The sequence below is a fragment of the Micromonospora palythoicola genome (assembly GCF_036689795.1).
Classification (GTDB): domain Bacteria; phylum Actinomycetota; class Actinomycetes; order Mycobacteriales; family Micromonosporaceae; genus Micromonospora; species Micromonospora palythoicola.
This window is the reverse complement of the sequence record NZ_JBAGKI010000007.1, coordinates 64952-77637: the sequence shown is the minus strand read 5'-3', so window position 1 is coordinate 77637 and position 12686 is coordinate 64952. Positions and strand designations below refer to the sequence as shown.

Sequence of the window (12686 nt, the reverse complement as noted above, 5' to 3'; positions counted from 1 at the left end):
CACTCAGCACTCGATCACGTTGACGGCCAGGCCACCGCGCGCCGTCTCCTTGTACTTGATTTTCATGTCGGCACCGGTCTCCCGCATGGTCTTGATGACCTTGTCGAGCGAGACGGCGTGCACGCCGTCCCCGCGCAGCGCGAGCCGGGCGGCGGTGATCGCCTTGATGCTAGCCACCGCGTTGCGCTCGATGCACGGGATCTGCACCAGGCCACCGACCGGGTCGCAGGTCAGGCCCAGGTTGTGCTCCATGCCGATCTCGGCGGCGTTCTCCACCTGGGCCGGCGTGCCGCCGAGCGCCTCGGCCAGGCCGGCGGCGGCCATCGAGCAGGCCGAACCGACCTCGCCCTGGCAACCCACCTCCGCGCCGGAGATCGAGGCGTTCTCCTTGAACAGCACCCCGATGGCACCGGCCGCCAGCAGGAACCGCACCACCCCCTCGTCGGAGGCGCCCGGCACGAACCGCGTGTAGTAGTGCAGCACCGCCGGGATGATTCCGGCCGCCCCGTTGGTCGGCGCGGTCACCACCCGACCACCGGCCGCGTTCTCCTCGTTGACCGCCAGCGCGAACAGCGTCACCCAGTCCATCACGTGCAACGGGTCGGCACCGGCGCCGGCTACCGGGCCGGCGAGCACCCCACCGGTCAGCGCCGCACCGGCGGGCGCAGCCGCGGGCGGGGCGATGGCGTCGGCCTCCAGGCTGCGCCGGAGCTCGGCGGCGCGGCGACGCACCTTCAGGCCACCGGGCAGGGTGCCGTCCCGGCTGCAGCCGCGCTCGACGCATTCCCGCATCACCCGCCAGATGTCCAGCAGCCCGGCCCGGACGTCCGCCTCGGCCCGCCGGGACACCTCGTTGGCGAGCATGACCTCGCTGATGGACAGCCCGGTCGCGGCGGTCACGTCGAGCAGCTGCGCGCCGGTGAGGAACGGGTACCGGACCGGCGTGCTGTCCGGCTTGATCCGGTCCGCCCCGGCCGCCGCCTCGTCCACCACGAACCCGCCACCCACGGAGTAGTAGGTGCGCGTCCGCACCTCGGCCCCACCCGCGTCGTACGCCGAGAAGATCATCCCGTTCGGGTGGTACGGCAACGACCGGCGACGGTGCAGCGTCAGGTCCCGTTCCGGGTCAAAGTCGATCTCGTGCGTACCCAGCAGGGACAGCCGCTGCTCCGCCCGGATCCGGCCGACCCGCCCCTCGACGCGGTCCGTGTCGACCGTCTCGGGCGCCTCGCCCGCCAGGCCGAGCAGCACCGCCCGGTCGCTGCCGTGCCCGTGCCCGGTGGCGCCGAGGGAACCGAACAGCTCGGCCCGTATCCGGGCGGTGTCGGTGAGCAGACCGTCGGCCTTGAGTCCGGCGACGAAGGTACGCGCCGCCCGCATCGGCCCCACCGTGTGCGAGCTGGACGGCCCGATACCCACACTGAACAGGTCGAACACGCTGATCATTACTGTGCCTTCTCGCCGTCGCCGGGGTTACCGGTCAGCGGCCGGTCGTGGTCGGCTCCGTGCTGCGGAGCCGGCCCGGTCGTGGCCGGTCTCCGGTGCGGTCCGGCCCTGGTGAACGCCCGGGTGGGGGCGTCCGACCAGCGAGCCTACTACCCGGTCCGCGACCATTCCGACCTGCGCGCTGTCGAGCTGACGGGGTAGCCGAATCACCCCCGTGACGGCGCGGAGGTTCAACTCGGCAGCGTCCGCCGGAGTAGATCTGCTCTCCACCCTCGGCGTCGCAGCGACCCCTGATCCCGACGGGAGGCGTCGCGTGGAACCCACGCGGGTAAGCACCTACGGGTCAGCGGGGTGGCCTTCCTCCTCCCGACCGAGGGCCGGGCGGCCATCCGTCCCTAGCGTTGACTCCAGCAGCGGCGGAACGCCGCAGAGGGGAAGTGACAAGAAATGAGCCGCAAACTCGTCCGGCCCCGCCAGGGGCGCATGCTCGCTGGCGTCTGCGCCGGCCTGGCCCGCCGGTTCGGCACCTCGGCCGGGATGATCCGGCTGCTGTTCCTGCTGTCGCTACTGCTCCCGGGCACCCAGGTGATCGTCTACCTGGCGCTCTGGATCATCATGCCCAACGAGGACCGCCACCTGGCCACCAGCCACTGACCCCCACCCACCCACACCCACCCCACCGCCGCCGTCGAGAGCGCAACTTCAGGGTTGTTGCTGTATCCGGCGCGCGGCAGGCGACAACAACCCTGAAGTTGCTGCCGCCTGGCGGGCGCGCGGCGGGGTGGGGGTGGAGGTGGGGTGGGGGGTGGGGGGTGGGGTGGGGGTCAGGGTGCGGTGTAGGTGACGGTGACCTGTTCGAAGCCGAGCGAACGGAGCAGCCCCTCCAGCATCTTGCGGGTGTTCTCCTCGGCGCGGGCGTTCAGGCCGCTGTCCCGCGCCGCCGCGGTGATCCGGTCCTCGGCCAGCCGGTAGACCTCCTGCTGCCGGTTCGGGTCACCGCCGATCAGGTCACCGACGCGGTTGAGCAGGCCGCGCTCCTCCGCGAAGACGTAGCTCTTCTCCAGGTCGAGGTTGGTCTCGGCGAGTTGCGGCGCCGGCAGCTTGATCTCGACCGACTTGCCGTCGGCCGACTGCACGATCGCCCCCTCGGTGAGGGTGGTGAAGTCGACATACGCCTCGACGCTGCCCGACCCGACGAACAAGGTCCGCTGGTTGAGCAGCCAGTCCGGCACGTTGCGCCGGTCGTTCTGCAGGTCGACCACGACCTGGAAGTTGCCCTCGGCGGCCACGTAGCGGCTGAGGTCCTGCATCGACTCCAGCAGCGCGGGCTGCGTGCGGTCGGTCTGTTCCTTGGCGAACGGGTTGCGGAACTCGGGCAGGATCCCGGTGGTCTGCACGCCGAGCAGCACCACCACCGCGAGCGCAGCGGCGCCGAGCACCCAGAGCAGGGCGCGGACCGCTCCGCCGCCCGAGCGCGGAGCCGGCGGTGGTGTGTCCGGGTCGTCCGTGAGCACATCGCCCGACCGGTGGTCGGTAAACCTGCTGGTGGGCTCGTTGATGTCGCCGTCGCGTGCCATCGCCCTCACCGTCCTCGTCAGACGCCGTCTCTGGTGATGACGGTAAGCCCAACCTACGACAGCCGCTCGCCGAGCCCGTCAGATGAACGGGCCAGGTTCAGGTGAACGCCGAGACGCCGGTGAGCCTCTGCCCGACCACCAGCTGATGGATCTCCGAGGTGCCCTCGTAGGTCAGCACGCTCTCCAGGTTGTTGGCGTGCCGCATCACCGGATAGTCCCCGGAGACCCCGTTGGCGCCGAGGATGGTCCGGCACTGCCGGGCGATCGCCAACGCCTCCCGCACGTTGTTCAGCTTGCCGACGCTCACCTGCTCCGGGCGCAGTTTTCCGCCGTCGGCCAGCCGGCCGAGCTGAAGCGCCAGCAGGTAGCCCTTGTTCCACTCGACCGCCATGTCGGCGAGCTTCGCCTGAGTGAGCTGGAAACCGGCCAGCGGTCGACCGAACTGGGTACGGGTCGTCGCGTACGTCAGGGCGGTCTCCAGGCAGTCGCGCGCCGCGCCGAGCGCGCCCCACACGATGCCGTGCCGGGCCTCGGTGAGGCAGCTCAGCGGCGCCTTCAAGCCGGTCGCGTCGGGCAGCCGCGCGTCCGCCGGCAGGCGGACCTCGTCGAGGGCGATCTCCCCGGTCGACGAGGCGCGCAGCGACATCTTCCGGGTGATCTCCCGCGCCGTCACTCCCGGGGTGTCCATCGGTACGACGAAACCCCGCACGCCGTCGTCGGTGCGGGCCCAGATCACCGCCACGTCGGCGATCGGCGCGTTGGTGATCCACATCTTGCTGCCGTCGAGCACCCAGTCGTCGCCGTCGCGGCGGGCCCGGGTGGCCATCGAGGCCGGGTCGGAGCCGTGATCGGGCTCGGTCAGCCCGAACGAGCCGATCGCCTCCCCGGCCGCCATCGCCGGCAGCCAGCGCTGCTTCTGCTCCTCGCTGCCGTAGCGCCAGATCGCGTACATGGCCAGCGAACCCTGCACCGAGACCAGCGACCGGACACCCGAGTCACCGGCCTCCAGTTCCAGACAGGCCAACCCGTACGCGACGGCCGTCGAGCCGGCGCAGCCGTACCCGGTCAGGTGCATGCCGAGCAGGCCGAGCTTGCCGAACTCGCGGGCCAGGTCGCGGGCCGGCACCTGGCCGGCCTCGTACCAGCCGGCGACGTGCGGACGGACCAGATCGTCGACCACCCGGCGCACGACGGCGCGGATCTGTCGCTCCTCCTCGGTCAGCGACCCATCCAGGTCGAGCAGGTCGACGGGGGTCACTCGACCGCCTCGGCGAGCACGAACACCCGGGCGTGGATCTGGTTGCGCTGCTGCAGCGCGGCCCGCAGTGCCCGGTGCAGGCCGTCCTCCAGGTAGAGACCGCCGTTCCACTGCACGACGTGCGGAAACAGGTCACCGTAGAAGGTGGAGTCCTCGGCGAGGAGCTTGTCCAACGCCAGCTCGCGCTTGGTGGTGATGAGCTGGTCCAGGCGCAGTGGGCGGGGCGGAATCTCCGCCCACTGCTTCAGGGTCAGATTGTGTTCCGGATAGGGACGCCCGTCCCGGACCGCTCTGAAGATCACGACGGACGCTCCCCTCCCCCGGCCGGGCCGGTACCGCGACACCGGGCCGGGTCGCGGTACGGCGCCGCGACCTGCGGCGCCGATGACCGTGCCAGCGTAGCCGGACCCCGCACCCCACGTTCTGTTCCCTGATGCCAGTTTCGCGACCGGTCGTCCGGTTCTCAACCGGACGAAACCACCGCTTCGGGTCAGCTCCACCGTCCCCGTCGGACGACCTCGTCCACCGGACGGCGTCCCCGACGCAGCGACGGTGACCGGTGGTCAGCCGCTCGATAACCGACCGTGAGGGCACCGATCGGGTGGTACGCCTCCGGCACACCGAACGCCTCCCGGTAGGAATCCAGTCGCTGCGGTGGGATGCCGAAGAAACAGGAACCCAGCCCCTCGTCCACCGCGGTGAGCATCATCAGCAGCGCGGCGAAGCCGGTGTCGACGAACCAGTAGGGCACCGGCCAACGATCAGTCGACCGGTCCGCCCAGCCCTTGTCGGGCTCCGCGTACCGCTCCAGGTAGACCGAGCGGTTGGCGTGCGGCACCACGATCAGCGGGGCCCGGCGCATCCCGGTCAGCCAGCGCTGCATCCCACCGCCCTGCGGGGTGCTGGCCGCCCAGAACCGCTCCCGGTCCTCCGGCGACTCCAGCACCAGGAAGCCCCAGCCCTGCGAGAACCCGGCCGACGGGGCGCGCACCGCGTGCTCCAGCAGCCGTTCCAGCACCTCCGGCGGGACCGGCCGGTCCGGGTCGTAGTTGCGCACCATCCGGCGTCGCCGGACCACCTCCGCGAACTCCACGCCGTACTCCTCACTTGCCCGCCCGGTCGACGACCGGACGTCAGACACCGGGCCGGATGCCCCAGCTCCCGCGCCAGGTGTCGCCCGGCGCCAGGGTGATGAGATCCCGACCCGACCGGAACGCGTCCGGCGGGCAGGTCATCGGCTCCACCGCCACCGACCGGCGAAACCGCTCGCCGGTGAGGGTGTCACCGGTGAAGACCTGCCACCAGCCGAACTGCTCGTCGGCCCAGATCCGCAGCCCGGCCTCGGGGTCCGGCCCGGTCAGCGTCACCGAGGAGCCACCGTCGTCGTCCCGGTTCACCTGCCCGAAGGCGAGGTCCAGGACGGCGTCACCGATGCGCCGCGGCTCGGTGTAGTCGTACTCGGTGCCGGCCACCACGGCCGCACCGACCGGCAGCAGCCGACCGTCCAACAACAGCCGGGTACGGCCGGGTACGCGCAGGGCGATGTCCTCCACGGACACCCCCGGCAGTCGCAGGTACGGGTGCACGGAGAAGCCGAAGGGCACCGCCTCGGTGCCGACGTTCGTGACCTCGTGCTCGGCGCGCAGCCCGTCGGCGCCCACGCTCCACCTGGTACGCAGCCGCAGCGGCCACGGGTACCCGGGCTGCGGCAGCAGGTCGTAGCCGACCGTGACCTCGTCGGGTTTCTGCTCGATCAGGTGCCACGACGCCCAGTTCACCAGGCCGTGGATGGCGTTGTGCCGCTCCGGCTCGGTCAGGTTCAGCTGCCGAGACTGCCCGCCGAAGGTGTAGACGCCGTCGCGGATCCGGTTCGGCCAGGGTGCCAGCACCTGCCCCGCCGAGCCCGGGCACACCTCGTCGGTGGCGTACCCGTCGAGGTGCTCGACCCCGTCCTGGCGGTAGGCGCGGAGCCCGCCGCCCACCTCGACGATGACCGCCTCGTGACCGGCGGCCGAGATGCTCCACTGGGCTCCCGAGAGGGGAAGCGGATCGCGGCTGTCCATGTCGCCAGACCCTAGCCGCCGACGCCGTTGTCCGCTCGCCGCGGTCGGCGGCCGGCGTCGGGCTCGTGCCCGCCGTCCCCGGTCGGTGGCCGGTAGCGGGTCAGCGCCGGGAACGCCACGGCGAGCAGCACCGCGAGCACCGCCGCCGCGACCCCGCCGCCGACCCAGGCCACCCCACCGCCGAACCCGGCCGCCATCGCACCGGCTCGTAGGTCACCCAGGCGCGGGCCGCCGGCCACCACCACGGTGTTGACGCCCTGGAGTCGGCCGCGCATCCGGTCCGGCGCGTAGACCAGCAGCAGCGACTGCCGTACCACCGAGCTGACCAGGTCGGCGGCGCCGGCCAGGATCAGCAGCACGACCACCAGCCAGAGTTGGCCGGCGAGCCCGGCCAACGCCACCGCGACGCCCCAGCCCACCACGGCCAGCACCAGCACCAGCCCCTGCCGGCGGACCTGGCCGATCCAACCCGACACCAGACCGGCGAGCAGCGAGCCGATCGCGATGGAGCTGTAGAGCCAGCCCACCGCCGCGCCGCCACCGAACCGCTCGGTCGCCACCTCGGGAAAGAGGGCCCGAGGGAAGGCGAACACCATCGCGATCAGGTCGATGGCGAAGGAGAGCAGCAGCACCGGGCTGCCGGCCAGGTACCGGACCCCGTCGACGATGCTGCGCAACCCCGCCTGCCGGGGCCCGCCGTCGGGGTCGGGCTCCGGCGGCATGGCCGGCAGCCGCACCGCCGCCCAGACCAGCGCGGTGAGCAGCGTCGCGTCCACCGCGTACGCGACCGGCAGTGCCACCCCGAGGTCCCAGATCGCCAGGATCAGGCCGGCGGCCAGCGGCCCGAGGACCGCGGTGGCCATGGCGGTGGTGAAGTTCAACGTGGTGGCCGCCGGCACCAGGTCGGTCGGCACCAGCCGGGCCACCAGCGCACCCCGGGCCGGCCCGGAAATGGCGAACGCCACCGAACTCAGCGCCACCAGGGCCAGCAGCAGGATCGGGTTGCCGATGTCGAGCAGCGCCTGGGCCAGCAGCCCCAGCACCGCCACCCAGAGCAGGACGGAGCCGCCCAGCAGCACCCGCCGCCGGTCGATGGCGTCGGCGACCGCACCGCCCCAGAGCCCGAAGACCAGCAGCGGTACGAAGGCGGCGACGCCGAGCAGACCGACCCAGAGGGAATCCTGGGTCAGTGCGTACATCTCCACCGGCACCGCGACGGCGGTGAACTGGAAACCGAACATCGCGATGGCGTTGCCGAGCCAGAGCCGCCGGTACGCCGGCACCCGCAGCGGGCGTAGGTCGATCGCCCAGCGGCGCTGCTCGCGCGGCCGGTCGGTGCTGCTGACCGTCACGGTGCCAGCCGCTCCACGACCCAGCCCGCCTCGGTACGCCGGAACCGCAGCCGGTCGTGCAGCCGGCTGGCCCGGCCCTGCCAGAACTCCACCGAGTCCGGGCGCACCCGCAGCCCACCCCAGTGCGGCGGCGCGGGGATCGGGTCCACGTCTGCGAAGCGCTCCGCCGCGGCCCGGTACGCCTCATCGAGGGTGGCCCGGTCCGGCAGCACCGACGACTGGGCGCTGGCCCAGGCGCCGAGCTGCGAGCCACGCGGCCGGCTGGCGAAGTACGTCTCCGTCTCGGCCCGGTCGAGTCGTTCCACCGGGCCGGCGACGATCACCTGCCGTTGCATCGGGAACCAGGGGAACAGCAGGCTGGCGTACGGGTTGGCGGCCACCTCGGCGCCCTTGCGGGAACCGTAGTTGGTGAACAGGACGAAACCCTCCGGGTCGTACCCCTTGAGCAGCACCGTCCGTGCGCTCGGCCGCCCGGCGGCGTCGGCGGTGCCGAACACCATGGCGTTCGGCTCCGGCAGTTCGGCGGCGACCGCGTCGGCGAACCACCTGTCGAACTGGGCGTGCCAGTCGGCGGCCAGTCCGCTCTCCGTCAGACCGGACTCGGCGGCGTATTCGTGCCGCATCCCGGCCGGCACCGGTGTGTCCCCCATCACGCTCCCGCTCCTCCCCCGTGGAGCCGGTACGCACCCGGCGACCAGCCCGTCCGGCCCAGTCTCGTCGATGCCGGATGGGGCCCGGCAAGCGGGATGTCGCCAGCAGCACATTGACAGCGTCTCGCGCACCCGGCCCCCAGCAGGCAAGATGTCACGAACACATCCCTGAGGGTCGCCTAAGGCGCTCACCCGGCCGGGGCCGGGGCACCGAGCCCGGGCGGGCGCACCGACCACACACCAGGAGTAGTGAGATGGCCGATTTCAAACCCGGACTTGAGGGCGTCGTGGCCTTCGAAACCGAGATCGCCGAGCCCGACCGCGAGGGCGGTGCGCTGCGCTATCGCGGGGTCGACATCGAGGACCTGATCGGCCAGGTCTCCTTCGGCAACGTCTGGGCGCTGCTTGTCGACGGTCGCTTCGGCCCGGGCCTGCCGCCGGCCGAGCCGTTCCCGGTGCCGGTGCACTCCGGCGACATCCGGGTCGACGTGCAGTCCGCCGTCGCCATGCTCGCTCCCTACTGGGGTTTGCAGCAGTTGCTGGACATCTCCGACGAGCAGGCCCGCGAGGACCTTGCCCGGGTTTCGGTCACCGCACTCTCCTTCGTCGCCCAGTCGGCTCGCGGCCTCGGCCTGCCGGCGGTCCCGCAGAAGGAGATCGACAAGGCGGAGACGGTCGTCGAGCGCTTCATGAAGCGGTGGCGCGGGGAGCCCGACCCTCGGCACGTCAAGGCCGTCGACGCCTACTTCATCTCGGCCGCCGAGCACGGCCTGAACGCCTCCACCTTCACCGCCCGGATCGTCGCCTCCACCGGGGCCGACGCCGCCGCCTGCATCTCCTCGGGCATCGGCGCACTCTCCGGCCCGTTGCACGGCGGTGCGCCGTCGCGGGTGCTGACCATGCTTGAGGCGGTCGAGCGCAGCGGCGACGCGGAGGGCTACGTCAAGGGGGTGCTCGACCGGGGTGAGCGGCTGATGGGCTTCGGCCACCGGGTCTACCGGGCCGAGGATCCGCGCGCCCGGGTGCTCCGTCGCACCGCCCGGGAGCTGGGTGCCCCGCGTTTCGAGGTCGCCGAGGCCCTGGAGAAGGCGGCCCTCGCCGAGTTGCAGGCCCGCCGGCCGGACCGGGTGCTCGCCACGAACGTCGAGTTCTGGTCCGCCGTGGTGCTCGACTTCGCCGAGGTACCGGCGCACATGTTCACCTCCATGTTCACCTGCGCCCGGATGGGCGGTTGGAGTGCGCACATCCTGGAGCAGAAGAAGCTCCAGCGGCTGGTCCGTCCTTCGGCCCGCTACGTCGGTCCCGGCACCCGCAAGCCGCACGAGGTCGACGGCTGGGACGCCGTCCCGCACGACGTCTAGGTCGCCCGCGAAGGGCCCCCGCCGCCCGGCGGGGGCCCTTCGCGATGCGCCGGCTCGACGATGCCCCGGCTCGCGATGCCCCGGCTCGGCGAAGCGCCGGTGTCGCCTGCGCCACGACCCGCCGGCGGGCTGCGCCTCGCAGGCCGGGTCAGCAGGCAGGCCGGACGGCGGGCTGTGGCGGACGCCTCACGGTTCGGCATGGGACCAGCGCCCGGACCGGCGGCGACGGGTGCGAGGATGAAGTCCGGCAGCGCTGCCGGACGGGCTCCGACCCGGCAACGCCGTGCGACCGCGCACGCGTCCGCCGTCGGTCCACGCCCATTCTGCTCACCCGGGCCCCGACCCATGCGGAAGGATCTTGAACACCGTGGCTGACGCACCGACCATCCGGATTCCCGACGAGATCAAGCCCGCCGACGGCCGATTCGGCTGCGGGCCGTCCAAGGTCCGTCCGGCGGCGGTCTCCGCGCTCGCCGAGGTGACCACCAGCTACCTGGGCACCTCGCACCGGCAGAAGACCGTCCGCGACCAGGTGGCCCGGTTGCGCTCCGGCATCGCCCAGTTCTTCTCCCTCCCCGAGGGCTACGAGGTGATCATCGGCAACGGTGGCACCACCGCCTTCTGGGAGGTCGCCGCGTTCGGCCTGATCCGCGACCGCGCGCAGTTCGCCAGCTTCGGCGAGTTCGGCGCGAAGTTCGCCAAGGCCGTCAAGGACGCGCCGTTCCTCGGTGAGCCCACGGTCCGCAAGTCGGACGCGGGCAGCGCCCCGGCCCTGGTCGCCGAGGCGGGCGTGGACGTCTACGCCACCCCGCACAACGAGACCTCGACCGGCGTGGCGGTGCCGATCGGCCGGGTGGCCGGCGCGGACCCTGGCGCGCTGCTGCTGGTCGACGCCACCTCCGGTGCCGGCGGGCTGGAGGTCAACGTGGGCGAGACCGACGTGTACTACTTCGCCCCGCAGAAGTGCTTCGGCTCCGACGGCGGGCTCTGGCTGGCCCTGATGTCACCGGCCGCGCTCGAGCGGGCCGCCGAGGTCAAGGCCTCGGGGCGGTACATTCCGGCGTTCCTCGACCTGGTCACCGCGATCGACAACTCGCGACTAGAGCAGACCTACAACACTCCGGCGCTGGCGACCATCTTCCTGGCCGCGGAGCAGACCGACTGGATGAACTCCCAGGGTGGTCTGGCCTGGGCGGCCAAGCGCACCGCCGAGAGCGCCGCCATCGTGTACGGCTGGGCCGAGCGCTCGTCCGTCGCCACGCCGTTCGTCACCGACCCGGCACTGCGCTCCAACGTGGTCGCCACCATCGACTTCGCCGACGGGGTGGATGCCGGTGCGATCGCCAAGGCGCTGCGCGCCAACGGCATCGTCGACACCGAGCCGTACCGCAAGCTGGGCCGCAACCAGCTGCGGGTGGCACTCTTCCCGGCCGTCGAGCCAGCCGACGTCGAGGCGCTCACCGCGTCCATCGACTACGTCGTCGAGCGGCTGTAGGACCGCCGACCCGGCCTCCCACGGGCCCGGCACCCGATCGGGGTGTCGGGTCCGCGCCGTAGGATGCCTCGGCCGGCCTCCGGCACCCGACTGATTCCGGCACCACTTCGGACCGGGCGCCACAGCACTGTCCGCCGTCGACAGCTGACCCGTCACACAGCGGCGGAGCAGGCGGATCCGCCGCTTGTCCGGGCGTGGCGTCTCCCGCCCGGGGACGGATGGGCGTACCGTGGAGCGCAACGCCCCGGGTGGCCGGCTCGTGGCGTACGGCCAGCGAAGCGGGACGGAGGCAACGCGATGCGCCCAGTACGCTTCGTCGCCCTCTCCGAGGACGGCCAGGCCCTGGTGCTCGCCGACGAGGTCGGGCGACTGCTCGCCCTGCCGTTGGACGAGCGTATCGCCGGAGCGCTGCACGCCGAGCCGGGCACGCCCACGCTCGCGGTGGCACCGGCCGCCGCCGACCCGGTGCCCTCGCTTTCTCCTCGGGACATCCAGGCCCGGATCCGCTCCGGTGAGTCCGCCGAGGACGTCGCCCGGATCGCCGGAGTCCCGGTCGATCGGGTGCTCCGCTACGCCGGGCCGGTGCTCCAGGAGCGCGCGATGCTCGCCCAGCACGCCCGGCGCACCCGGCTCAAGGGTGCCGAGAAGCCGACGCCGCTGGCCGAGGTGGTCAACGGGCGGCTCGCCCAGCACGGGATCGACACCGAGAAAATCTCCTGGGACGCCTGGCGTCGCGACGACGGCACCTGGCGGATCGTGGCGACCTGGCCGTCCGGCAAGGCCACCGCCCAGGCGGTCTGGGATCTGGACAAGACCCGGCAGTCGGTCGCCCCGCACGACGACATGGCGCAGTACCTGTGCGCCGAGCGCCCGACGCCGATCCTGGGCCAGGAGCCGGCACCGGAGCGGGGCGGCCACGCCCTGCCCGGCCCGTCGCGCGGCGAGCCGAGTCGCGGTGGACACGGGCTGCCCTCGCCCGCCGAGTCGGGTCGCGCAGGTCGTGACCCGATCCGCGCCGGCCGCGACGCGCTGCTCGCCTCCCTCGACCGGCCACTCGGTTCGACCACGGGCCGTGGGCTCGAACCGCGCACGCCGGCCGCGCTCGCCGGCGGTCCGGACACGCAACGCCAGCGGGCGGTTGGCGGGGGCGCCGCGGCGCTGCTCGGCGGCGGTCAGGGCTCGGCTTTCGACGACGACGCGGACGCGCCCAAGGAGGTTCCGGCCGTGCCCTCGTTGGCGGTGCTGCGTCCACGCCGGACCAACGCGCCGGCCGCTGGTGCCACCGAGACCGGCGAGACCGGCGGCAAGCCGCGCAAGCGGCTGCCCAGCTGGGACGACGTCCTCTTCGGCAGCGGCCCGGCAGCCCGCGAGTCCTCCTGACCCACCCGCGCCGCACGCCGCGCCTCGCCGTACCTCCGTCGCCACGCCGATCTTGCACTTTCTGTCGGGACATCAGTCTGATAACGGACGTTTCAGCGACCAGA

At 72.5% G+C, this 12686-nt stretch carries 12 protein-coding genes; 4 read left to right on the top strand and 8 right to left on the bottom strand.

Translation table 11 applies throughout. The features are described from left to right. Positions 1 to 3: 3 nt before the first annotated feature. Positions 4 to 1446 carry an L-serine ammonia-lyase gene (locus V5O40_RS05205; protein ID WP_332904391.1) on the bottom strand — a complete coding sequence of 481 codons (1443 nt, stop codon included), beginning with the start codon at positions 1444 to 1446 and terminating at the stop codon, positions 4 to 6. 447 nt (positions 1447 to 1893) lie between these two features. Here V5O40_RS05205 and V5O40_RS05200 point away from each other — a divergent pair, with 447 nt between their 5' ends. Next, a complete protein-coding gene (locus V5O40_RS05200) occupies positions 1894 to 2100 on the top strand; it encodes a PspC domain-containing protein (protein ID WP_164446398.1) in 207 nt (68 codons plus the stop codon). A 170-nt stretch (positions 2101 to 2270) separates the two neighbouring features. Here the strand turns inward: V5O40_RS05200 and V5O40_RS05195 are convergent, their stop codons facing one another. The 7 genes from V5O40_RS05195 to pdxH all read right to left on the bottom strand — a co-directional run bounded on the left by V5O40_RS05195 (position 2271) and on the right by pdxH (position 8346). Next, positions 2271 to 3023, bottom strand: coding sequence for a DUF4230 domain-containing protein (locus V5O40_RS05195; RefSeq protein ID WP_332904390.1), 753 nt, complete (start codon positions 3021 to 3023; stop codon positions 2271 to 2273). A gap of 97 nt (positions 3024 to 3120) precedes the next feature. Continuing rightward, positions 3121 to 4281 carry an acyl-CoA dehydrogenase family protein gene (locus V5O40_RS05190; protein WP_332904389.1) on the bottom strand — a complete coding sequence of 387 codons (1161 nt, stop codon included), beginning with the start codon at positions 4279 to 4281 and terminating at the stop codon, positions 3121 to 3123. Continuing rightward, positions 4278 to 4583, bottom strand: a complete 306-nt coding sequence (locus V5O40_RS05185; RefSeq protein ID WP_093404142.1) for a type II toxin-antitoxin system VapB family antitoxin — start codon at positions 4581 to 4583, stop codon at positions 4278 to 4280. The genes V5O40_RS05190 and V5O40_RS05185 overlap by 4 nt, the downstream gene beginning before the upstream one ends. A 188-nt stretch (positions 4584 to 4771) precedes the next feature. Further along, on the bottom strand, positions 4772 to 5374 hold the full coding sequence (locus V5O40_RS05180; protein ID WP_332904388.1) for a nitroreductase family protein: 603 nt from the start codon (positions 5372 to 5374) through the stop codon (positions 4772 to 4774). 40 nt (positions 5375 to 5414) lie between these two features. Then, entirely contained in the window at positions 5415 to 6344 is a 930-nt protein-coding gene (locus V5O40_RS05175; protein WP_332904387.1) for an aldose 1-epimerase family protein, read from the bottom strand. 11 nt (positions 6345 to 6355) lie between these two features. Then, positions 6356 to 7696 carry an MFS transporter gene (locus V5O40_RS05170; RefSeq protein ID WP_332904386.1) on the bottom strand — a complete coding sequence of 447 codons (1341 nt, stop codon included), beginning with the start codon at positions 7694 to 7696 and terminating at the stop codon, positions 6356 to 6358. Continuing rightward, entirely contained in the window at positions 7693 to 8346 is a 654-nt protein-coding gene (pdxH, locus tag V5O40_RS05165) for a pyridoxamine 5'-phosphate oxidase (RefSeq protein WP_332904385.1), read from the bottom strand. The genes V5O40_RS05170 and pdxH overlap by 4 nt, the downstream gene beginning before the upstream one ends. Positions 8347 to 8600: 254 nt before the next feature. On the opposite strand from pdxH, the gene V5O40_RS05160 reads away from it, so the two are divergent. From V5O40_RS05160 to sepH, 3 genes are all read left to right on the top strand, one after another. Further along, on the top strand, positions 8601 to 9707 hold the full coding sequence (locus V5O40_RS05160; RefSeq protein ID WP_093404137.1) for a citrate synthase 2: 1107 nt from the start codon (positions 8601 to 8603) through the stop codon (positions 9705 to 9707). A 367-nt stretch (positions 9708 to 10074) separates the two neighbouring features. After that, entirely contained in the window at positions 10075 to 11202 is a 1128-nt protein-coding gene (serC, locus tag V5O40_RS05155; RefSeq protein ID WP_332904384.1) for a phosphoserine transaminase, read from the top strand. A 297-nt stretch (positions 11203 to 11499) separates the two neighbouring features. Then, a complete protein-coding gene (gene sepH / locus V5O40_RS05150) occupies positions 11500 to 12582 on the top strand; it encodes a septation protein SepH (RefSeq protein ID WP_332904383.1) in 1083 nt (360 codons plus the stop codon). Positions 12583 to 12686: the final 104 nt, after the last annotated feature.